We start from the raw sequence: 22,230 nt of genomic DNA, 5'->3' as shown, positions 1-22,230 counted from the left end.
GGGCGCTTCAGCCATGGTGGATGGTGACGCCCTTGACCACCCGGTTGACGGTGCCGTCCGGGAAGGGGTTGTCCGGGGTCAGACCGAGCGAGGCCGAGCGCTGCAGCGCGTACATCTGCGCGAACGTCAGCCACACCGGCGCCAGCCAGGTGTCGTCGAGCGGCGGCACGCGCAAGCTGTGGTCGTCGTCGGCGCCGATGTCGGCATGCGGGCCGATCGCCAGCACTTGTCCGGCGATGCCGTCGCGGCGCAGTTCGTCCAGCAGGTCCTGCTCGTAACGGCGCGCCAAGGCGTGAGCGCTACGCACCACCACCACCAGGGTGTCGCCGTCGAGCGTGGATTTGGGGCCGTGGCGGAAGCCCAGCGGCGTGTTGGCCAAGGCCAGGACACGGCCGGCGGTGAGTTCGAGCAGCTTGAGCGCGGCTTCGCGCGCCAGCGCTTCGAGCGGGCCACTGGCCAGATAGATGACGCGGTTGAACGAGCGTTGCGCCAGCGCGGCGGCGGGCGCGTCCCATTGCGCCAGGCCCTCGTGCGCCAACACGGCCAATTGCGGCAGGCGCTCGATGCGTTGCGGCCAGGGCGCGGTGTCGAACACGCTCAGCGCCGTCAGCAGCATGCAGCTCAGGCTGCTGGTCATGGCGAAGGCGCGGTCGCAACTGTCGGCCGGCATCAGCAGGGTGCAGGTGTCCTCGCGGCCGGCACCGCGACGGGCCAGTTCGCCCTCGGGGTTGCAGGTGATGTCGAGAAAGCGCGAGTGCTCGACTTCGGCGCGCACCAGTTCGACCGCGGCCACGCTCTCCGGGCTGGAGCCGCTGCGGCCGAACGACACCAACAGGGTCGGGCGGTTGCGCTGCAGGTACAGCGCCGGATGGGTGAGCAGGCTGGTGGTGTGCAGGGCGCGCACTTCGGCGGCCCACTGCGCGTTGATGCGGTCGGCGACCAGGTCGGCGATGAAGCCCGAGCTGCCGGCGCCGGTGAACAGCACGCGCTGGCGCGGATCGTTCAAGCAGTCGCCGAGAAAGGCTTGCACGCGTTCGCAGGCCTGCGCCAGATCCTCGGCCAGGCGATTCCACAGGGCCGGTTGCTGGGCGATCTCGGCGGCGGTGTCGGCTCCGCCCAGGCGCTGCCAGGCGGAGGAGTCGGAGAGCGGGGTGACGTCCATGGATGATTCCTGTTGAGCGAGGGCACGATCTGTGTTTTCTTTCGGAAAGTCAATTATCGAAAGTAAAACAAAAGAAATAGACCAAGTTCGCGTAGTGACCGGCGCCACTGAATCAAAACGAAAGATTCGGCTGTATTAGCTTTCGTTGCGGTATTAACAGGGGTTTTCGGCATGTTTGGAAAGTATTGCATTGCACAAACTTTCGTTTTATCAAATAAATTCTTCCTTTTTTCTTTCAATTCATTGACAGCTTTCGAAAGCCTGCCCTAGAGTCGGCCGCAGCACATTTCGAAGCCCGCCGAGCGGGCCTGGGGGCAAGGTGGAATTCCGCGTGTGTCGTCCGCGACTGTCGATAGCGATCCTGGCTGCGCTGATAGCGTCGGCATTGCCGGCCGTGGCCGAGCCGATCGGCAACCTGCGCGCGGTTCGTGCCGGCACCGGCGCGACGCCGAGCTGGGAGCTGAGCACCGACACCGGCAGCCTGCTGCGCATCGAGGTGCTGGCCGACGACATCGTGCGAGTGCAGGCGGGGCGTCGGGGCAAGTTGGCGCCGGCCGGCGACAAGGCCGCGCCGATCGTGTTGCCGCAGCCGGCAACCAAGATCGACGCCACCCTGGAAGAGGACGAGGCTGAAGTGCGCGTGCGCACCGGTGCACTGGTGCTGCATGTGCAGCGGCAACCGCTGAAGCTGCGATTGGAGCGGATCGACGGCGAACGCCGCACGCCGCTGTGGCAGGAATTGCAGCCGCTCGATCTGGACGCAGCGCAAAGCGCGCAAGTGCTGTCTTCGCAGGCCGACGAAGCCTTCTACGGCGGCGGTCAGCAGAACGGCCGCTATCAGTTCAAGGGCCGCGAGCTGGAAGTGTCGTACTCCGGCGGTTGGGAAGAGGGCGACCGCCCCAGCCCGGCGCCGATGCTGCTGAGCTCGCGCGGCTGGGGCATGTTGCGCAATACCTGGAGCGACGGTAGCTACGACCTGCGCCAGCCCGATCAAACCACCCTGTTGCATCGCGAAGACCGCTTCGATGCGTACTACTTCGTCGGCGAGTTGCCGCGCTTGCTTGAGCGCTACACCCGCCTGACCGGCCGCCCCGGCCTGTTGGCGCGCTGGGCTCTGTCGTACGGCGACGCCGATTGCTACAACGATGGCGACAACGGCAAGAAGCCTGGCACCGTGCCCGAAGGCTGGCACGACGGCGCCACCGGCACTACGCCGGACGTGGTCGAAAGCGTGGCGCGGCAGTACCGCGAGCACGACATGCCCGGTGGCTGGATCCTGCCGAACGACGGCTACGGCTGCGGCTACAAGCAACTGCCCGAGACGGTGAAGGGCCTGGCCAAGTACGGTTTCCGCACAGGCCTGTGGACCGAGAACGGCGTCGACAAGATCGCCTGGGAAGTCGGTACCGCCGGCAGCCGGGTGCAGAAGCTCGACGTGGCCTGGACCGGCAAGGGGTATCAGTTCGCCATGGACGCCAATCAATCGGCGTTCAACGGCATCCTGCACAACTCCGATTCGCGTCCGTTCCTGTGGACGGTGATGGGCTGGGCCGGCATCCAGCGTTATGCCGTGGCCTGGACCGGCGACCAGAGCGCGAGCTGGGACTACATTCGCTGGCACGTGCCGACCCTGATCGGCTCGGGCCTGTCGGGCATGGCGTACGCCACCGGCGACGTCGACGCGATCTTCGGCGGCAGCGCCGAGACCTACACCCGCGATCTGCAGTGGAAGGCCTTCACGCCGGTGTTGATGGGCATGTCGGGCTGGTCGTCGAATGCGCGCAAGCATCCGTGGTGGTTCGACGAGCCTTACCGCAGCATCAACCGCGATTACCTGAAGTTGAAGATGCGCCTGACCCCGTACATGTACGGCTTGGCGCAGCAGGCTGCGCAGACCGGCGCGCCGCCGGTGCGCGGGCTGATGTGGGATTACCCGCAGGACCCGCACGCGCAGGACGAGGCCTACAAGTATCAGTTCCTGCTCGGCCGCGACCTGTTGGTGGCGCCGGTCTACCGCAGCCAGGCCGCGAGTCGCGGCTGGCGGCGCGGCATCCATCTGCCGGCCGGGCGCTGGTTCGACTACTGGGACGGGCGCAGCGTGCAGGCCGACGCGGCCGGCCGCGATCTCGATCGCCAGGTCGACCTCGCCACCTTGCCGTTGTTCGTGCGCGCCGGCGCGATCCTGCCGATGTACCCGGCGATGCTGTTCGATGGCGAAAAGCCGCTCGACGAGGTCACCTTCGACCTGTACCCGCAGGGCGACTCGCAATACGTGCTGTACGAGGACGACGGCAACACCCGTCGTCATGAGCAGGGCGAGTCGAGCACGCAACAGATAAAGATGAGTGCGCCGGAGCAAGGCGGCGGGCCGGTGACGGTGCGCATCGATGCAGTGCAGGGGCAGTATCAAGGCCAGTTGCCGCAGCGTCGCTACGCCTTGCGCGTGCTCAGCCGGCAGGCGCCGCGTGCGGTCTCGCTGGACGGCCGCGCGCTGCCGCGACTGGCCGATGCCGCCGCGTTGCAAGCGGCGACGGAGGGTTGGTATTTCGATCCGGCAGAACGCAAGGGCAGCGTGCACGTGCGCAGCGCCGCCGTGGACATTCGCAAGCCGTTGCAGCTGACGCTCGACATCGCGGCCGCCAAGGCCGACGCCGACGACGCTTATCCGGCCGCGCCGGCGCTGGGCCGTGCGCTTCCGGCCGACAGCTTGCTGGTGGTTAACCGTCCGGCCGAAGAACCCGGACATGCGCTGGAAAAAGCATTCGACGACGACGCGAGCACGTGGTTCCGCAGCGTGCGCAACCAGGCCGTGCGCACCGGCGCGCACGAATGGACCATCGGTTTCGGCGAGCGCAAGTTGATCGACGGCATCGAGCTGGCGCCGCGCAACGACAAGAACTGGAAGCACGGCCAGGTGCGCGACTACGAGGTGTACCTGGGCGACAGCAACGGCGAGTGGGGCGAGCCGATTGCGCGCGGCCGTCTGCAACTGAAGCAGGAGTTGCAGCGCATCGACTTCCCCGCCCGTGCAGGCCGACTGCTGCGTTTCCGCGTGCTCAGCGTGCAGAACCCCGAGGGCGACGGAGCGTCGGCCACCGACCCGATGGTCATCGCCGCCCAGGGCGGCGCGGCGCGCGCGGTCGATGCGCTGCAACCGCGCGACGTCGGGCCGATCGCACTGTCGACTTTCCACATTCTCGAACACCAGGAACCGGAGCGGCCGGCACAGCAGCGCTATCTCTCCGAGCTGCCGTTGCCGGCCGCGCTGGCCGGACAGGTGCGCGCCGACCATGCCTTCCGCGGCGACGACGCGCTGCGCATGAACGGCCTGTTGTTCCGCCGTGGCCTTGGCGTCGCTGCGGCCAGCCGCATCGACCTGCGCCTGCAGGGTCAGTGGCGGTTGCTGCGCGCCGACCTCGGCATCGACGATGCCTGCCGCGCCGCCGGCGGCCTGCAATTCCAAGTCTGGGGCGACGACCGCCTGCTCTACGACAGCGGCATGGTCAAGGCGCCCGGTGTGGTCAAGCCGGAGCTGGACATCCGCGGTCTGTCTTCCCTGAGCCTGCGCACGCTGGGCGCGCAAGGTAGCCAACCCACCCAGGTCTGCGCGAACTGGGCCAATGCCGTGCTGATCGGCCAGGAGGGCGATAGCGCCAGCATCCTTCCGCCATGACCCGAGCGAACACCCGACACCCGACACGCACCCGAACACCCGCCGCATAACCCGCATACGTAACGCCGAACACCGAGTGCCGAACACGTAGCACCGCTCCTCCCCCCGCTCCAACCGACTGCGGCCGTCAGGCCGCGGCCCGGGATCGCTGTTGCCTTTCGTCCGCCATCCGCGCCGCAGATCCGCCAGGAGAGTTCCGATGTTGCCCGCAAGCCGCCGCCCGCGCCGTCAACGCGCCAATCGCCCATCCCGCATCACCGCCACCCCGCTGTCGTTGGCCCTGGCCGCCGCGCTGCTGGGTCACGCTTCTTTCGCTGCCGCACAGGATGGCCAGAGCAGCACGAACGGCACCGACAGCGCCGACAAGACCACCGAACTGTCGCGCATCGAAGTGACCGGCTCCAACATCCGCCGCCTGGACGTGGAGACCGCCTCGCCGGTGCAGGTCATCAGCAAGCAGGACATCGAGAACATGGGTGCGCGCACCCTGTTGCAGGTGCTCGACAATCTGCCGGCGGCGCGTCCGGCGCAGCAGGATTCGCGTTCGTTGTTCACCGGCTCCGACGGCGCTTCGCAGGCCAACCTGCGCGGCCTCGGCGCACAGGGCACCCTGGTGTTGTTGAACGGCCGCCGCCTGTCGTACTACGGCGCGCCGGCCGGCTTCCAGACCCAGTTCGTCAACATCGACGCCATTCCCGCCGCGGCGATCGAACGCATGGAGGTGCTGACCGACGGCGCCTCGGCCGTGTACGGCACCGACGCGGTGGCCGGCGTGATCAACGTGATCACCAAGCGCAACTACCAGGGCGCGGAGGTCAGCGTGACCACCGACAAGTCCTCGCGCATCGATTCCTACGGCGAGCACCAGGCCAGCATCACCGCCGGTTTCGGCGACCTCGATAAAGACCGTTACAACGTCTACGCCTCGGTCAACCTGTATCGCCGCGATGCGATTCCGCTGAGCGATTTCTACGACAAGCGGCCCGATCAGTACTACGTCAACAACCCGAACTATCTGAAGAACCTGCGTCTGGGCACCGGCAGCAAGCCGGGCGTGTTCAATCCCGGCAGTTACTTCGCCATCAACCCCAGGACCGGCGCGCGCGTGCAGGAAGCCGCACCGGGCTGCAACAACGTGCTGACCGGCGAAGCCGCCGGCCCGCGTTGCATCTGGCAGACCTGGATGAACAACGAGATCGACGCCGGCGCCGAGACCGAGCGCATGACCGGCTACGTCAACGCTCACTTCCTGGTCGGCGAGAACACCGAGGCGTTCGCCGAGCTGACCTATACCGACATCGACCTGCGCGCCAACGGCGGCACGCCGCGTTCGTTCGGCACCACCACCGGCAACCCGACCAGCTGGTTCTCGCGCAACACCGGCAATACGGTCAACCAGTTCCGCTATCCGTTCCTCGGGCCGAACAACGAGTACAACCACGCCAGCCCCGAGCTCCGGGCGATCAATGGAGGGGTGGTGGGTCTGCAGTATCTGTTGCAGGACGTCGGCGACAACTACTTCGGTCAGCGCAACACCGACAAGAGTTACCGCGGACTGTTCGGCCTGCGCGGCGCCATCGGCGACTGGAACTGGGAAACCGCTTTCGCCACCGCCGGTACGCACTCGGTCACTTACCAGACCATCAACGTCAACCTCGACGGCTTCCGCAAAGCCTTCGGCCCGTTTACCGTCGACCCGGGCACCGGCCGCGTGATCATCTCCGATCATCCCGCGTACAAGTTCGGCGAGATCAGCGAGGCCAACGCGGCCTTGTTGCGCGAGGCTTATCCAACCTTCGACATCCAGTCCTGGACCCGCCTGCACACCCTGGACGGCAAGATCGAAGGTCCGCTGTTCAACCTGCCGGCCGGCGAAATGCGCGCGGCGTTCGGCTTCAACATCAGCCGCGAGACCTTCTACACCCCGGGCAACGAAGACGCGGCCAACGGCCTGATCACCCAGCAGGGCGGTTCGTGGTTCGACGGCAAGCGCAACACCTACGCCCTGTTCGCCGAGACCGTGGCGCCGTTGACCGAGAAGTTGGAGCTCGACGCTGCGTTGCGCGTGGACAAGTACCCGAACTTCAGCGCCAACCTGGCGCCGAAGATCGGCTTGAAGTATCAGGTGCTGCCGCAGTTGCTGTTGCGCGGTACTTACTCGGAAGGCTTCCGCGCTCCCAGCCTGGCCGAGGCCGGCACCGGCGGCGTGTTCGCCCAGCTCGGCGGTTTCCGCGACGAGTTGCGCTGCGCCGAGACCAACGCCATCGCCAACCTGCTGCGCCAGTCGCGCCGCGGCGGCGACGTCGACCTCGGCAACTCGCTGCTCAATGCCGACTGCAGCCGCACCGTGGCGCGCATGACCCAGCCCAACCAGGACCTGGAGCCGGAGAAGGCCAAGATCGCTACCCTGGGCTTCGTGTTCGAACCGCTCGACTGGCTGTCGGTGTCGGCCGATTACTGGTTCATCTATCGCCGCAACGAGATCGCCGCACCGGACTTCAGCAAGGAACAGGACATCGTCTCGATGGCCCGTTCGCCGATCACCGATTCCGACCGCGCCGCGCAGGCGGCGTTGGCGGCGATGTGCGCCGACCCGGCCAGCGGCGTGAGCTGCCCGGGCACCTTGCCGGGCTACAGCGCCGGCAACGTGGCCAGCGTCGTCGGCCAGTACAAGAACCGCGGCCGCACCCTGGTCGACGGCTTCGACATCGATGCTCGCAGCCGCTTCTCGCTGGGCGAGTGGGGCAGCCTGAACGTCGGTGTGGCTGCCACCATCGCGCGCCGCAAGGAGGCCTACCTCGACGACGAAAACGGCTGGTACTACGGCAACACCGTGGGCTATCACAGCAATCCGCGTTTGCGCGCCACCATCAACGCCGATTGGAACTACCGCCAGTTCACCACCAGCTTCTTCGTCAACTACGTCGGCCACACCAAGTGGGCGTGGGACCGCGTCGATGCCGAGGACAACAACCCGGAGACCTGCACCGCCGGCTTCCTGCCGGTGCCTGAAGCGCAGTGCGACGGCGTGCCGTCGTGGTGGACGGCCAACCTGAGCCTGGCCTGGCGTCCGACCGACAAGCTCAACGTCGGTCTCACCGTCAAGAACCTGTTCGATCGTCAGCCGTTCTACGACCCGAACAGCTTCCTCGGCGACTCCAGCGACTACGCCAGCATCCTCGGCCGCAGCTACAGCGTCACGGTCGGTTACAAGTTCTGACGGAAAAAGTTAGGACGAAAGAACGCGCCGGTACTGCCGGCGCGTTTTTTCTTGGTCGGCCCGATCCCGATAGCCTGGTCGCCCCGAAGCAGTTCCTGCCGGAGGGCTGCTTCGCGGCGGCGTGACCTTCGCGGCCTAGCGGGCCTTGCCGGGGGCCGTCATGGAGTTGGCGCCAGGGTCGGTCGAAAACACGAAGCGGCTCTCGTACTCGCCCTCGCTCAGCTTCTTGGTCATCTCCATGAAGCTATAGGTCGGTGCGCCGGTGTCCTTGGCGAAGCGTTCGGACCAGGCGGTGTAGTCGTCGGCGGACTTCGTGCGCATCGAGCCGATGCACAAGCTCAAGCCGCAGGAGAAATCCCGCAGCGCCTCCTTGTTGCTGAGGCCTCGCGCGATAGCGGCCTTGTAGTGCGCCGCCAGGTCGTGAGCCTCGGGGCTGTTCGCCGCGCCCTGATCGAACGCGCGGGCCGCTTGTTGAAACTGTTTGTCGGACTGAAGGAGCGCGACGGCCCTTTCGGTGGCCAGGCCGCCATCGGCCAACAGCTTGCTTTCAGCAGGAAGGTAGGCCGAGGGAGGAGGAGCCGATGGCGATGCATTTACGACCGCGCTGTTCGTGCCGCCGGCGCTATCGGTCGAGACCGGCGCGCTGGTCGCCTGGGTCGGATTGTTCGAGTCGGGCGCGACCTGCGCTGCCGGGACTTGGGAGGAGGGGGCTGGGGACTGGCTTTGCTTGTCGGAACAGCCGACGAGAAAAGTAGCCGTCAAGACGACGAATGCCGGATGAAGTTTCACGCTCGACCTCTGGATGAGTGCCGGACTCCCAAGAGAGCCCGGCGGGATGCTTCACGTCAGGGTGTCGAACACCCCAGTGAAGTTACGGCTCACTCCGGCGGCAAGGTCGGTTCGATCGTCATCGAAACCCGGCCACCGCAACAATCGGTGACACGGTAGCCAGTGGAGGTCGTGGTCACGCTGCAGGTGTTCGTGCAGGTGTACTTGCGTCCATTGAGGATTACCGAATCCCCCGCGATTGCGGCCGTTGCGGCCGCGGCAATAAATCCGCCAACTAACATCGGACCGACGATCATCTTCGACTTCACTGTGCGCTCCTTGATACTGGTTTGATGGGCTGGCTTCTTGCCAGCCGCGGAACACTAGCAAGGGGCTATTTGGAGCGTCAATTCAAATATGTGTTTCTGCTTAGGCGGTTGAAAACGAAATTTATCTCGCGAGTTTTGCTCTAAAACGAAAGAAAAATTTGGTTGAACTGCGTTTGCTTCCCTCACATGATAGGCGCGGGCGCTACGTGCCCGTCGGTGCGGGCGTCAACAGGGAATCCCTTCTTGCTCATGAAGAGCTGCATACTCGTGACCGGCGGCGCCGGGTACATCGGAAGCCACGTAGTTCTCCAGCTCGTGGAAAGAGGCGAGCGAGTCGTCGTTCTGGACGACCTGAGCACGGGCTTCGCCGACGCGGTCATCGGCGCCGAACTCGTCGTGGGCGATATCGGCGATACCGGCAGCGTCCTGCGCTTGTTGCGCGAGCGCCGGGTCGATACTGTCCTCCACCTGGCTGCCCGGACCGTCGTGTCGGAATCGGTCAGCGACCCTTTGCGCTACTACGCCGGCAATGCCTGCGCCACACGCAACCTGTTGTGGAGTTGCGCGCAAGCCGGGGTGGCGAATTTCGTCTTCTCTTCGTCCGCGGCGGTATACGGAATGCCGGCCTCCGGCGTCGCCGACGAACTGGCGCCGACCGTACCGATCAATCCCTACGGGGCATCGAAGTTGATGGGCGAATGGATGCTGCGCGATCATGCGGCGGCCAGCGGTCTACGGTTTGCGGTGCTGCGCTACTTCAATGTCGCCGGAAGCGATGTGCGCGGGCGTATCGGCCCTGTTACCCGCAATGCCACTTTGCTGACCAAAGTCGCCTGTGAAGTCGCCACCGGAAAGCGCAAGCACCTTGCGATTTACGGCACCGATTTCGCTACGCCCGACGGCACCGGCGTGAGGGACTATGTCCACGTCGACGATCTCGCCCGCGCGCATTTCGATGCACTGACTTATCTCAGGGGCGGCGGCGAATCGGTCGTGCTGAATTGCGGTTACGGGCGCGGCTATTCGGTTCGCGACGTGTTGCGCGCCGTCGAGCGGGCCAATGGCGGCCCGATCCCGGTCGTCGACGCGCCGCGGCGGGCCGGGGATGTGCCGCTGCTGATCGCGGATGCGACAAAGATCCGTCGGGTGCTTGGCTGGGTTCCGCGTTACGACGATATCGATGCGATCATCGGCAGCGCACTCGCGTGGGAACATCGCATCGACGCGAGAACGCCTCGCCCGACATCGAGTCGCGTGCTCGAGGGGGCGGCGCTGCCGCGGCCGGACTCCCCTCACGCGATGGTCGTGTAGGCCATACCGCGCCATCACAAACGACTGCCGTCAGCGAGCGTGGTCGCATGTCGATCGCCCGGCCGACGGCGGCTTCCGGATTCGAACCTGCAGAAGTAAGAATATGGATATCCAGAGAAAGATCTTCGTGCAAGTGCCGAGCTACCGCGACAGGCAGCTCATCCCGACATTGACGGATCTCGTGGGGAATGCGTCGGACCCGGGTGGGCTTCGGATCGTGGTCTGTTGGCAGCACGACACCGACGAGAGCCTGGACGATTTCGTCGCTTCCGGCTTCCGCCACTCGGGCAGCACCCGCAGGAACGGGCACCTCGTCCATCTGATGGACAAGGACGGAGCGATCGTCGAAGTGATCGATGTCCACTTCCTCGACACCAAAGGTTGCGGCTGGGCGCGCAACGCGAGCCAGGGGCATTACGACGGCGAGCGCTACAACCTGCAGATAGATGCGCATCACCGCTTCATCGCGCACTGGGATACGGCCATGATCGACATGCTCGAGTCTTTGCGCGGTCGATACGAGAAACCCTTGCTGACCGGTTATCCCCCTTCGTTCGATCCGGCCGTCTTCCCGGAAGGCCGGCAGAATCATGTCGGGCAAATGCTGGTCCGGAAGTTTTCCACCTTGGGCATCGTGAGTTATCGAGCGGCCAGGATGCCCGGCTGGGAGGAGCGCACCGAGCCGATGAGAGCCCGTTTCATGAGCGGTGGCTTCGTTTTCTCGGACGGCCGGTTCGTCGAGGAGGTCATGAACGATGCCGAGCATTTCTTCTCGACCGAGGAGATCGTCATGGCCGTCAGGGCGTTTACCCACGGCTACGATTTCTTTCACCCGCATCGTCCCTTGCTGTGGCATCAGTACAACTCGGGGGCCAGGAAGGTCTGGGACGATCACACCGACGAACGGAAATCGAGCGGCGAAATAGAAGGAAGCGCCACCGACCGGGCAGTTCTGGCACTGGAGCGATCTCTGTCGCTCCTGGGTATTTCCGAAGGTCACGAGGCCGTCGATTTCGGCCGGTACGGTCTGGGACGACATCGCTCGGTCCAGCAGTTCGAGCGATACGCGGGGCTGAGTTTCAGGCACCGGGGGCTCAGGAGCGAGGCGGCGGAGCCCACCGAGCCCGACGAGTCCTACTACGATCTACCTGTCAACGAGTGGGAAGACGGGTTGATCTGTAAAAGAGCGTTCCGGGTACGCATCGGCAACACCCGGCCGCTTCCCGGGTCCGTCGATCTGGATTCGGTGGTGGTGGTCGCCTATGCGGCGGATGGATCGGAACTCGTCGCGCGCAATTTGTCGCCGGGCGATCTGGAGGTTCTGGCTGCAAAAGGGTGTTTCGAGTACATCGATAGATTCGAGGCTTGCCCTTCGCGACTCCCAGCTCAGTACGATGTGCGGGCCACGAGCAAGTCGCCGGAACTCAGTGAAGCATTCGCCATCATGGTGCATGAGCTTGGCGAAGATGCGATATCGGCGGCTTCTTGAGATGCGGTGCAGCCGGTAAGGCGCGATGCTGCGGCGGCTGCGAGGCATCGCAGCCGCGCGGTTGGCCTGCCTTGCGGCGCTGAAGGGAGACGTCGCAGGCTGAAGCGGGTCGTCGATGGTTCGATGCCGTTGCGGGCGAACGCCGGGCCCGGAGCGGTACCTTGGCGACCCGCAAGCTGCCCGCCGAGGGCATAGTCCTCTCGGTTGACATAGACAGACCTGTCTGTATATTTCCGACCATGAAATCCGCCGAGCCGGTACCGCCCCCTCCGCGCGAGCGCATCCTCGCGGTCGCCTCGCAGTTGTTCTACGCGCACGGCATCCGTGCGGTGGGTATCGACACGATCATCGACCAGTCCGGCGTCGCCAAGGCCAGCTTCTACAAGCATTTCCCTTCCAAGAACGATCTGGTCGCCGAAGTTCTGACTCAACTCGGTTCGGCCTGGCGGCAATGGTTGGCCGATGCGGTCGATCGGTTGTCCGGCGACCCCGGCACGCGCCCGTTGGCGGTCTTCGATGCGCTGAGCGAACGCTTGAACAGCAGCGGTTTCCGCGGCTGCATCTTCATCAACTCGATCGTCGAACTGGCCGACCGCGATCACGCCGGCCATGCGGTCGCCAACGACCACAAGCAACAAGTCACCGCCTATCTCGAACGCCTGCTCGTGGATGCGCAGATACGCCCGGCCGGCGATCTGGCGAACCAATTGATGATGCTGATCGACGGTGCGATCGTCACTGCGCTGCGCACCGGCTCGGCGGCGGCGTCCTCGTCCGCGAAAGAAGTCGCCCGGATGCTGATCGAACAAAGGCAGGCCAAGCGCGGTCGACGCGCCTGACGCGCAAGGGCCGCTTTCACCGCATAACCCAAACCCGTCGTCTCATTCGGATCAACGTCATGACCTCGTTGCTGAAGCGCTTTGTGTTGCCGGTCGTATTGTCCGCTGTGTTCTCGCAAGCCCAGGCGGCCGAGCCCGCCGTCAAGCTCTACGCCATGGATTGCGGCCGCGCGCAGTTCGCGGATCTCGCGCCGTTCGCCGATACCGGAGAGTACGACGGCCACCCCGGTACCCTGATGACGCCGTGTTTTCTGATTCGCCACCCGAAGGGCGACCTGCTGTGGGAGGCGGGCCTGGGCGACCGCTACGCCGAACCCGCCGGCGGGACCCAGCTTCCCCTCTACCGAGCCATCGTCGAGACCCCGGTTGCGGCGCAGCTCCAACAACTGGGGCTGAGTTTCGACGACGTCGACTATTTCGCCTTCTCGCACGGCCATGGCGATCATCTCGGCAACGCGAATGCATTGAAGCGGGCGACCTGGATCGTGAATCGTAAAGAATTGGAATGGATCCAGTCCGTGCCGGCGCCGCCGCGCACCAACCTCAAATTGATCGAAACCCTGGCGCAGGCCGCCACCGTGCTCATCGACGGCGATCACGACGTGTTCGGCGACGGCAGCGTGCGCTTGCTGAAGGCGCCGGGCCACACGCCGGGGCACCAGGTGCTGATGCTTCGGCTACCGCGTTCGGGTCATGTCCTGCTGACCGGCGATCTGTTTCACTCGCACGAGAACCGCGCCGAGAAGCGCATGCCGGTGTTCAATGTCAGCCGTAGCGAGACTCTGGCGTCGATGGATCGCATCGAGCGCATCGTGAAGAACCAGCAGGCCCGCGTGGTGATCCAGCATTCGGTCGACGACTTCCGGGCGCTGCCGGTGTTCCCGGCCTACCTGGACTGAATAGGGTGCGATCGGCGCGATTTGCCCGCACCGCTAAAAGAAAAGGCAGGAAGCGCGCTTCCTGTGCGGTGGGTCGTGCCGTGCGGTGGGCAGACTCAGCGCTTGCCCTTGGACTCGACATAGTCCTTGCCATCGGCCGGAAGATGGAAGTCCGTACCTTGGTCCACGATCCAGCCCAGGCCGTTCTTGGCTTCGAGATTGAACGTGCCCATCGGCGTCTCGAACACCCCGAGCACGTACTGGTCGATCATGGTCTGACTGATCGAGAAGCTGCTCTGGGTCGAGTTGAAGTCTTCGAAGCGTCCGGACCAACGGATGATGTCGCCGTTGACTTCGATGTTGTCGATCACGCCGTGCGCGGTCAGGCCGATGTTTGGTAGATAGATCTCGATATCGTCGCCGACCGCCTTGGACTCGATGACGTAGGGGTCATAGGCGATGAATTGGCGCCCATCGGAGATCTGTTTGGCTGATGGGCGAAGGCTGCCTGCAATCACCTTGTCGGGGTCGGCCAGTTGCAGGACGGCCTTCTTGCTGAGCGCGGCCTGCAGTTTCGTCCTGTCCAGGGAGAACGTGCTGCGCCTGGAAACGAGGCGTTCGATATCGTCGTTGCGATGCGAGGCGGACGCGCCGCTTTGCTCCGACCCAGCGATGCCGGGTGGGGCATAACTCGAGTCCTGCAGGCTGCCGCTCGCGGTCGACGGATCCGCCCGGAAGTGCAACAACAGGCCGACCGTCGCTGCGCCGGTCAGGACGAGCCCCATGATCAGAGCCTGGTTTCGTTGAACGTGCATGGCTGTCCTCGCGATTGACTGGCGGACCTGCCCGGCAGGCCACGATGGCCTGCCGGGCGGTTCGTGATCGAAACGGTCAATAGAACTCGGAAACGGTCTTGGAGCGCTCGTTCATGGCGCGCACCGCATCGATTTCGTTCTCGATGCCCATCGCGACACCATAGTCGGGCGTGTAGATACGCGGGTTCGAGTAATACGGAATCACGTTGTCGTTCATGATTTCCTTGGTCATGTGATAGCCCTTCGCGTAGGCCGTGGCGCCGTTGTTCTCGTTGGCATGGGCGATGCCCATGTTGTGGGCCAGCTCATGACGCAGGATGGTCGTGCCGCATTCCAGGGCGCCGATGCCTACCATGGCTTCTCGTTGCGTCACCGACAGGACGCCGAGCCCACACGACGCCGCGGTCGCGTTGTAGTAGTCCTCGTAGTAGAAGGCATCGGCGCCGAGTTGCTGGCGGGCAGCCAGGACCGTCTGATCGGTCTGCGCCGCGTTAAGGGCATCCGACAGGCTGGTTTCCGCGAGCTGGTGCTTAAGGAAGCCGACCGATTTGGCGTAGAAATTCGCCTTGGAGTTCTCCAATGCCTCGTTGGTCAATCGCAGGCCTTCGAGCAGGCGCATTTTTTCCCCGATCTCGCCGACCCGCGCAACGGCCCGGTCGCTATAGGTCAACAGTATGGTGATGATGCGCGTGTCCTGGGCCCAGCGCCCGGCGCTGTCGCGGACGAATCGCACGGTCTCGCCGGTGCTGACCGGTAGCGTGCCGAAGGCGGTGCTTTGCCCGGTCACCTCGAAGCCGAACGTGGCGTCGCTCTTGACGATCACTTCATCGCCCGCTTGCGCGTTGACCGGCAGGAAGATCTTCTTCGACCAGTTTCCGTCGAGCGTATTGAAACGCACGAGCGGTGTGCGCATGTCGGGTAACTGGTCGCTGCCGAGGGTGTTGGGCGTTAGCAGGACATTCGGGCTCGACTGCAGTGCCCAGTGATTATTTTCCTTGATGAAAATAAAGTCGTAGCGCGCACCCGGAAACAACTTCAACGTACCGGTCGTGGCCAGGTTCTGGTTGCCGATGGTCGCCAACCAGGTGGCATCGGAAATGACGCTGATGCGGTCGCGATCGCCCGCGGTCGCCGGCAGGGTGAGGTTCGGCGTCCAGTTGCCGTTGGCGAACTTGACCTCGGTGTTCGGCACCACCGGAGCAGGCATCTGCGTGCCGATGCTGCCGGCGTTCAAGGCCGTGACCGGCGTCTTGACGCTGAACCAGCGCTGGAACTTCGTCTGGTAGACGAATACGTACTGGTCGCCTGCGCGCAGGTTGAACGTACTGGCGAACTGCAGGTTCTGCGAACTGATCTTGCTGCCCCAACTGGCGGTGGATCCCACGGCGAGCACGCTGTTGTCGGGTGCGCTGGCCGGAAGCGTGATGGCCTGTGCCCAGTCGCCGTCGGCGATGTCGAAGCGAGTGTACTTGCCGACCGCGGGCGAGGGTATGCTGCCGCTGCCACCGTTGGAATTAGGCGTGTAGCTAGGCGCGGTTACCACCCAGCGTTGTTTGGCCGCCTGATAAACGAAAGTGACGTGATCGTCCTTATAGATCGTCATCGACGTCAGCGGGTAATCGGTATTGCCGGCGATCAGATTACTGGTCTTGCCAGTGCTGGAGTGGATGGTCACGGTGGACTGATCGGCGGCGCTGTTCGACAGCGTCAGCGTGGAGGCCCAATCGTCCTTCGAGATATAGAAATCGATAGAAGCATAGTCGCCCGGGATGTCCCCGCCACCGACGGCGCTGGGGCTGAGGTCGGTGGCGGCGGCGTTGATGGCGAACAGCGTCGCGAACAAGCCGATACACAATCTCTTCATTTCATCGTTCTCCACTGCGGGGATTCCAGGGCGCTATCTGGCATTTCGCCATGCTGCGCATGTTCCTGGTTCTGGTGCATCCAGCCTCCCTGCCGTGCGTGTGTCCGTTCCTTCGACGACTATTGCGTGCGGGTTTCGGGCGCATTGGGTAAGCGACCGGACCCTTGCCCTGAAAACGATTGCATCCAATGGGTATGCGGACGTTTCGTCGTCAAGCCTGATCTTCGATCCGCCTGGCGTAGAGCTGCCAGGCGGATCGGGCCGACGATCAGTAGTACTGCGAGACTTCCAGCGAGCGTTCGTTCAAGGCGCGGGCCGAATCGGTGACGTCGGCGATGCCCATCGGCACGCCCATCGCGACGGTGTAGTCGGAGGTGTACAGGTTCGGGTTCGAGTAGTAGGCGATACCGTTACCGCCCATGATGTCCCCGATCAGGCTGTAACCCTTGGCGTAGGGCGCCGAGCCTCCAGTCGAAGCGTCGCCGTGGTTGAGGCCCATGTTGTGACCGAACTCGTGGCGCATCACGGTGGTGCCGCAGGCCAGCGAACCCGAACCGATCATGTTGTCTTTGGCGGCCGCGACCCAGGCCAGGCCGCAACCCTCTTCGGTGCCCTCGTAATAGACCGCGTCGGCGGCCAGCTGAGTGCGGGTCGACGCCACCACGGAGTCCTTGAGCACGGCATTGAGAATGTCGCCCAGGGTCTCGGCTTGGAACTGCCGCTTAAGCAAACCCGCCGCCTTGACGTAGAAATTGACTCTCGAGTTCTCCAGCGCATCGTTGGTCAGCCGCAGGCCTTCCAGCAGGCGCATTTGCGCCGCGACCTCGCCGAGCTGGGTCGCGGCTTCCTCGCTGTAGATCAACAGCATGGTGACGATGCGCGTGTCGAGCGCCCAAGCGCCGGCCGCGTTGCGGACGAACCGCAAGGTCTCGCCCTTGCGCACCGGGACGGTGCCGAAGGCGGTGCTCTGGCCGCTGACGTTGAAGTCCCAGCTGGCTTCGCTCTTCACCACCAAGCGATCGCCGGGCGAGGCATTGACCGGCAGGGCTAGCGAAGCGGTCCAGTTGCCGTCCGCGGCGGTGTAACGCGCCGCCGGCGATTTCATGTCGGGCAGCTGCGAGCCGCCGAGGCTATCTGCGGTGTAGGCCGCTTCCGGACTCGACTGCAGCACCCAGCGGTTCTTCTCCTTGATGAAGATGAAGTCGTAGCGCGCGCCCGTATACAGCTTCAGCGAGCCGGCGGCCTCCAGATTCTGGTTCGAGATGTTCGCCGTCCAGGTCGCATCGGAAGTCAGGCTGATGCGGTCGCGATCGCCTGCTGTGGGCGGCAGACTGATCTCCGGCACCCAATTGCCATTGCTGAAACTGACCTTGGTGTACGGGACCACCGGGACGGCCATTTGCGCTCCGACCGCGGCGGCGTTCAAGGCCTGCTCCGGGGTCTTTACGCTGACCCAACGCTGCAGATTCGCGCGAAAGACGAACGCGTACTGGTCGCCGGTGCGAATATTGAAGGTGCCCGCGAACATCACGTTCTGAGCATCGATCCGCGAAGTCCAGGTGGCGGTCGATGCGATCGCGATAACGCTGCCGTCCGGGGCGCTTGCGGGCAGGGTGATGGTTTGGGCCCAGTCGCCGTTGGCGAGATCGAAGCGGATCAGCTTGCCGCTGGTATAGGCGGGAATGGCACCGCTGCCGCCGTTGCTGTTCGGGCTAAGGCTGGGTGCGTTCATGCTCCACTGTTGTTTCGAGGCTCGGTAGACGAAGGACACCTCGTCGCCGGTATTCAATGTCAACGAACTCAATGGGTAGTCGGTATTGCCGGCGATCAAGTTGCTCTTCATCGAGGCGGTGGTGTAGATGGCGACGGTCGATTGATCGGCTGCGTCGTTGGACAGGGTCAGCGTCGGCGCCCAGTCGCGATTCTTCATGTAGAAGTCGATCGCGGCGTAGTCGCCGGGTATGTCGCCTCCGCCGATCGTGTTAGGGCTGAGGTCGGTTGCATTGGCGTTGATACAGAACAGCATTGCCAACAGGCCGATGGATAGTTTTTTCATCGCATCATTCTCCGTGACTTTGGGATGGGGCCTGTTGGGGCATCGCACCGTATAGGCCGGGTTGCTGCTGAAGCCCTGCGGGCCGCCGAAGATGCCGGTGGCCCGCGGGGCTGGCTCAGATCACCACTCGTAGCGTGCCGACAACTGTACGTAGCGGGGCGTCTGGAACGTGGTCGTCTGGCCCCAGTTCGGATTCGGCCCCCACAGTTCGAAGTATTCGCCGGGCGCTGCGGATGGACCGGGAATGTTCGGATCGTCCTCGACGTTGATGCGACGATCGTAGGCTTCGTTCTGCTTCAGCGCCTTATGGCGGTTGAACAGATTGAACACGTCCATCTGCAAAGTGAGTTTCTTGTCCGCCCAGTTCGGGGTGTAGGCGACCTGGAAGTCGAAGTTCCACCACCACGGCGTACGCCCCATTTCGCCACGCTGGCTCAGTCGTACGCCGTAGTTGGTGTACTGATGGACATTGCCCGAGGTATCGGTCCAACTGTCCTGGAACGGCCGGTCGTGGCACCAGTTGGTGCTGGGGGTGACCCAGCCGCCGTCGTGCGAGGCGATGATGTCTTCGGCCGAGTAGTAGTCGGGCACTTCGCCGTTGTGCACGTCCTGATCGAAGGTCGGCAGGCGGCCGCGGCAGCTACGTGGCAGGCCCGACTGCACCGTCAGGTTGCCGCCCACGCGCCATTCCTCGTTGAGGTTATAGCTGCCGAACACCTTCAAGGTATGCCGGCGATCGTTGGCGAGATCGCCGTAGGAACCTTCCTGCAGGCTCCGGTTGTTGAAGTCGATGCTGTGGGCGATGGCGCCGTCGACTTCGGTCGAATTGGCGTAGCCTTCGACATTGCCGTAGCTATGAGCCCAGGTGTAGGAGCCGCGCAGCGACCAGGTCGGCGTCTTCTTCTCGGCCGTCAGCTCGATTGCGTTGTACTTGCGCTTGTAGCTGGGCAGATTGAAATAGCGCGCGGGCAGGGTGACGTTGGTCAACGGGCCGTTGATGTCTCCGTCCAGGTGCATGCCGACGGTGGCGTCCTGATTCGGATTGATGAAGATGCAACTGGACTGCAGGCGGCGGAAGTCGTTTCGCGTCAACGCCGAGCCGTTCTCCTCCGCCCAAGCGACGTACGGAGTATAGGTGCAATAGTTATCGAAGCCGTTGTTTACGATGCGCCGGATGCCGCGAGCGCCGAAGGTCCAGTCGTCGAACATGCTCCATTGCGCGCCGAGAATGAACTCGTCCTGGCTCATCGGCTCCAGGCCGGTGCTGGCGATGGTGCGCGGATCAGGTGGGCGGGGGCCGTTGTGGCTGTGGAATTCGTTAGCGACCACGCCATTGGTGTTGACCGTCAGGGGCTGGGATAGATTCGACGGCGCCGACGTGCCAGGGTCCATGCCTTGGAAAGTGTGATAACTCAGAACATAGTCGTAGTAGTTCGACAGGGTGATCGCGAGCATATTGGGTACCGGGATGAAGTAGCGCCCCGCGGTTCCGTAGAGCTTGAAACTCGAGTCGCCGTTGACATCCCAGGTGAAACCGAGGCGCGGCGACCATTGGTTGTCGATCTTGATGAACGTCTTGCCCAGCATGTTCTTGTTGTCGAACGTTTCCCGGCGCAGTCCGCCGTACAAAAGCAGGTTGTCCGTCGCCTGCCAGTTGTCCTCCAGGTAGACCGCGGTATTGATCGCCGAGAACACGCCGCTGCCGGTGAACAGTCTGCGCAGGCGCACGTATTCGGCGCCGGGAGTGAAGCCGGAAACGCCGAGGATCTTGCCGTTCGGATCGGCGTTGAAGTATCGGAAGTACTCGTTGTCGCCGCTCTGCTTCTCGCTCAGGGTGTTGGAGCGGTTCTTTTCGTAATCGAGGCCGAAGCGGATCGTGTGAGCGTCGGTGCGCCACTCGCCGTCGATGCGGTAGCCGTCGCGGATGTCCTTTTGCTTGATCGTGGTGTCGACGTATTGCAGTCGGTCAATGTTCCAGCAGCCCAAGTGCCTGGCTATGCCCTGCACGGTGCCGCGGGAGTCGTATACGGCGGGGCAGTCGACGCCGCGGGGCAACTGCTTATCGTAGTCGCGAACCAATTCCATGCGCCCGCCTTGCGCCGACAGGATGAAGTCGTCGCCGAAGCGGCCGGTGTACTTTAGTAGTCCGAGGTGACCGCCGCCGCCGGTGTCTCGCGCCTGAAAGAAGTCCAGGGCGTCGCCGCTATCGTAGGGCCGGTCCGGATAGCCGTCCTCATTGGCATCGACACCGCGGTACTCCCGCGTGGAGACGTCCCTCGGCGCGTAGACGCCGGTGAACTCCAGGCTGTGGTCGTCGGTGATGTTCCAGTCTAGCTTGATCACGCCTTGCGGACTGCTGTTGCGCGTCTTGAATGCGCTCCGGTAGTAGTAGTCCTGGCTCTCGTCGTAGCGGCCTTGAAGCAGGGCGAAGAAGAACAGCTTGTCGCGGACGATCGGTCCGCCCTGATAAAGGTTGAACTTCGCGCTGTCGAAGGCGTTGTCCGGGCTGGTGTAGCGGAACCAGGGGATGGTTTCCTGGTTGCCGTCGCCGACCGCGGCCAGGTGCGGATCGCGTTGACGAACGTCGGGGCTGCGTTCACGCAGCCAATTGGGTTCCCAGTAGACGCTGGCGCCGCCTTTCCACTCGTTGGTGCCGCGCTTGGTCACCACGCTGAGCACGCCGCCGAGCGAGCGGCCGAACTCGGCGCCATAGCCGCCGGTCTTGACCTGCACTTCGCTCACCGCCTCGAACGGCATGTCGAAGTACGACAACATATCGCGCATGTTGGTGATGTCGAAACCGTTGATGTAGTAGCCGTTCTCGGCCACCGACGAACCGCCGATCGAGACTAGGTTGCCGTAGCCGGCGTCGCCTTTGACCACGCTCGGCGCCAGCAGCGCGACCGAGCTCAGTTCGCGCGCCACCGGCAGCTTCAACAGTTCCTTGGCGCTGATCACCGTAGTCGACTCGACCGACGAGACGTCGATCGGATTGATTTTCGAGCCGTTGACTACGACTCCATCGAGATCGGTCGCTTCAGCGGTACTCGCTGCCGATTTGGCGACGAAACTGACATTCACGCCGGTGCCGACCGGTACGTGCACGTCGCGCTTGTCGCTGCCGGTGCTGACGCGGTAGTCGCCCGGAGGCAACTGGCTGAAGGCGAAGCGCCCGTCGCCGCCGGCCTTGACGGTGCGCTTGGCGCCGGTGCCGACGTTCTCGATGCTGATGGTCGCATCGGGCGCGGCATGGCCGAAGATCGAGCCGATCGCGCTCTGGGCCATGACGGCACCGGAGAATAGGCTGGCGCTGAGGGCAAGACTGAGTACGGAGCGCATCAGTCGCGTGCTGGGTGTTCTGGCTGGCATCGGGGTTTCTCTCTTGTTCGTATGGAATCCGTCGCGGCGGTTCCGGGCGGCTGTGGAACGCGCTGGCCGCGCGCTCCGCGAAGTTCGATGGACAGAGGTCGTGAAACTCAGGTCGCGCGATCGGTCATGGCTGCCTCTTTCACCTGGTTGAAGACTCGCGACGTGCGCTGATTGCGGGACTCGTCGAATGCTTGCTCTCGTGCCCGGATGGTTGGCGTGGTGCGCGCGGCGCCGAGGCGGGTCGAGCAAGAACCGCGGCGCAGACCGCCGTGGGGGAGGGCGGTCGTGGGGCGGCTAGCGTTTTCGCGCGTCGCTCGATTTGGTTTCGCGGTGCGTCGGGGGCAGTCGACGTGGTGCCGGACGGATTCGCCCTCCGGTGTGCGGGACCTGCGCGTCTCGCCGTGGCAGGGAGGCCGCCGCATCGATGCGCATCGCTCGGTCGTCGCTCGATGCGCTC

General features: G+C 64.1%; 13 protein-coding genes. 6 read left to right on the top strand and 7 right to left on the bottom strand.

The features are described 5' to 3' along the window. Nucleotides 1-7: 7 nt before the first annotated feature. Nucleotides 8-1,162: an SIS domain-containing protein gene (locus GLA29479_RS02610; RefSeq protein WP_057970687.1), complete on the bottom strand. Its 1,155-nt coding sequence runs from the start codon at nucleotides 1,160-1,162 to the stop codon at nucleotides 8-10. A gap of 331 nt (nucleotides 1,163-1,493) precedes the next feature. On the opposite strand from GLA29479_RS02610, the gene GLA29479_RS02605 reads away from it, so the two are divergent. Both GLA29479_RS02605 and GLA29479_RS02600 read left to right on the top strand, forming a co-directional pair. Continuing rightward, nucleotides 1,494-4,835, top strand: a complete 3,342-nt coding sequence (locus GLA29479_RS02605) for a TIM-barrel domain-containing protein (protein ID WP_248842787.1) — start codon at nucleotides 1,494-1,496, stop codon at nucleotides 4,833-4,835. 268 nt (nucleotides 4,836-5,103) lie between these two features. Then, nucleotides 5,104-8,055, top strand: coding sequence for a TonB-dependent receptor domain-containing protein (locus GLA29479_RS02600; RefSeq protein ID WP_237051798.1), 2,952 nt, complete (start codon nucleotides 5,104-5,106; stop codon nucleotides 8,053-8,055). A gap of 135 nt (nucleotides 8,056-8,190) precedes the next feature. Here GLA29479_RS02600 and GLA29479_RS24260 read toward each other — a convergent pair whose 3' ends face one another. Together GLA29479_RS24260 and GLA29479_RS24255 are read right to left on the bottom strand one after the other, a co-directional pair. Next, the gene (locus GLA29479_RS24260; RefSeq protein WP_144436321.1) at nucleotides 8,191-8,844 is read right to left on the bottom strand and encodes a hypothetical protein; all 654 of its coding nucleotides are present in this window, start codon (nucleotides 8,842-8,844) and stop codon (nucleotides 8,191-8,193) included. Nucleotides 8,845-8,933: 89 nt separating this feature from the next. Beyond that, nucleotides 8,934-9,152 carry a hypothetical protein gene (locus tag GLA29479_RS24255; protein WP_144436320.1) on the bottom strand — a complete coding sequence of 73 codons (219 nt, stop codon included), beginning with the start codon at nucleotides 9,150-9,152 and terminating at the stop codon, nucleotides 8,934-8,936. 249 nt (nucleotides 9,153-9,401) lie between these two features. Here GLA29479_RS24255 and galE point away from each other — a divergent pair, with 249 nt between their 5' ends. From galE to GLA29479_RS02575, 4 genes are all read left to right on the top strand, one after another. Further along, nucleotides 9,402-10,463: a UDP-glucose 4-epimerase GalE gene (gene galE / locus GLA29479_RS02590; RefSeq protein WP_057970685.1), complete on the top strand. Its 1,062-nt coding sequence runs from the start codon at nucleotides 9,402-9,404 to the stop codon at nucleotides 10,461-10,463. Between the two features lie 103 nt (nucleotides 10,464-10,566). Continuing rightward, complete coding sequence (locus tag GLA29479_RS02585) at nucleotides 10,567-11,952, top strand: GlcNAc-transferase family protein (protein ID WP_057970684.1); 1,386 nt, start codon at nucleotides 10,567-10,569, stop codon at nucleotides 11,950-11,952. 161 nt (nucleotides 11,953-12,113) lie between these two features. Continuing rightward, on the top strand, nucleotides 12,114-12,791 hold the full coding sequence (locus GLA29479_RS02580; RefSeq protein WP_211265026.1) for a TetR/AcrR family transcriptional regulator: 678 nt from the start codon (nucleotides 12,114-12,116) through the stop codon (nucleotides 12,789-12,791). 59 nt (nucleotides 12,792-12,850) lie between these two features. After that, the gene (locus GLA29479_RS02575; RefSeq protein WP_057970682.1) at nucleotides 12,851-13,690 is read left to right on the top strand and encodes an N-acyl homoserine lactonase family protein; all 840 of its coding nucleotides are present in this window, start codon (nucleotides 12,851-12,853) and stop codon (nucleotides 13,688-13,690) included. A 95-nt stretch (nucleotides 13,691-13,785) separates the two neighbouring features. Here the strand turns inward: GLA29479_RS02575 and cpaB are convergent, their stop codons facing one another. The 4 genes from cpaB to GLA29479_RS02555 form a co-directional block, all read right to left on the bottom strand. Continuing rightward, nucleotides 13,786-14,484 carry a metalloprotease secretion chaperone CpaB gene (cpaB, locus tag GLA29479_RS02570; RefSeq protein WP_057970681.1) on the bottom strand — a complete coding sequence of 233 codons (699 nt, stop codon included), beginning with the start codon at nucleotides 14,482-14,484 and terminating at the stop codon, nucleotides 13,786-13,788. A 76-nt stretch (nucleotides 14,485-14,560) separates the two neighbouring features. Further along, the gene (cpaA, locus tag GLA29479_RS02565) at nucleotides 14,561-16,348 is read right to left on the bottom strand and encodes a metalloendopeptidase CpaA (RefSeq protein WP_057970680.1); all 1,788 of its coding nucleotides are present in this window, start codon (nucleotides 16,346-16,348) and stop codon (nucleotides 14,561-14,563) included. Nucleotides 16,349-16,616: 268 nt separating this feature from the next. Continuing rightward, nucleotides 16,617-18,404, bottom strand: a complete 1,788-nt coding sequence (gene cpaA / locus GLA29479_RS02560) for a metalloendopeptidase CpaA (RefSeq protein ID WP_082638236.1) — start codon at nucleotides 18,402-18,404, stop codon at nucleotides 16,617-16,619. Nucleotides 18,405-18,524: 120 nt separating this feature from the next. Then, entirely contained in the window at nucleotides 18,525-21,689 is a 3,165-nt protein-coding gene (locus tag GLA29479_RS02555; protein ID WP_057970678.1) for a TonB-dependent receptor, read from the bottom strand. Between the last annotated feature and the right edge of the window lie 541 nt (nucleotides 21,690-22,230).

The organism is Lysobacter antibioticus (assembly GCF_001442535.1).
Taxonomy (GTDB): domain Bacteria; phylum Pseudomonadota; class Gammaproteobacteria; order Xanthomonadales; family Xanthomonadaceae; genus Lysobacter; species Lysobacter antibioticus.
This window is presented reverse-complemented; position numbering and strand designations above follow the sequence as displayed.

Excerpts from the sequence above, each read along its gene's own strand:
- GLA29479_RS02610 (WP_057970687.1), bottom strand. The coding sequence starts at position 1,162 with ATGGACGTCACCCCGCTCTCCGACTCCTCCGCCTGGCAGCGCCTGGGC.
- galE (WP_057970685.1), top strand. The coding sequence starts at position 9,402 with ATGAAGAGCTGCATACTCGTGACCGGCGGCGCCGGGTACATCGGAAGC.
- GLA29479_RS02585 (WP_057970684.1), top strand. The coding sequence starts at position 10,567 with ATGGATATCCAGAGAAAGATCTTCGTGCAAGTGCCGAGCTACCGCGAC.
- GLA29479_RS02575 (WP_057970682.1), top strand. The coding sequence starts at position 12,851 with ATGACCTCGTTGCTGAAGCGCTTTGTGTTGCCGGTCGTATTGTCCGCT.
- cpaB (WP_057970681.1), bottom strand. The coding sequence starts at position 14,484 with ATGCACGTTCAACGAAACCAGGCTCTGATCATGGGGCTCGTCCTGACC.
- cpaA (WP_057970680.1), bottom strand. The coding sequence starts at position 16,348 with ATGAAGAGATTGTGTATCGGCTTGTTCGCGACGCTGTTCGCCATCAAC.
- cpaA (WP_082638236.1), bottom strand. The coding sequence starts at position 18,404 with ATGAAAAAACTATCCATCGGCCTGTTGGCAATGCTGTTCTGTATCAAC.
- GLA29479_RS02555 (WP_057970678.1), bottom strand. The coding sequence starts at position 21,689 with ATGGCCCAGAGCGCGATCGGCTCGATCTTCGGCCATGCCGCGCCCGAT.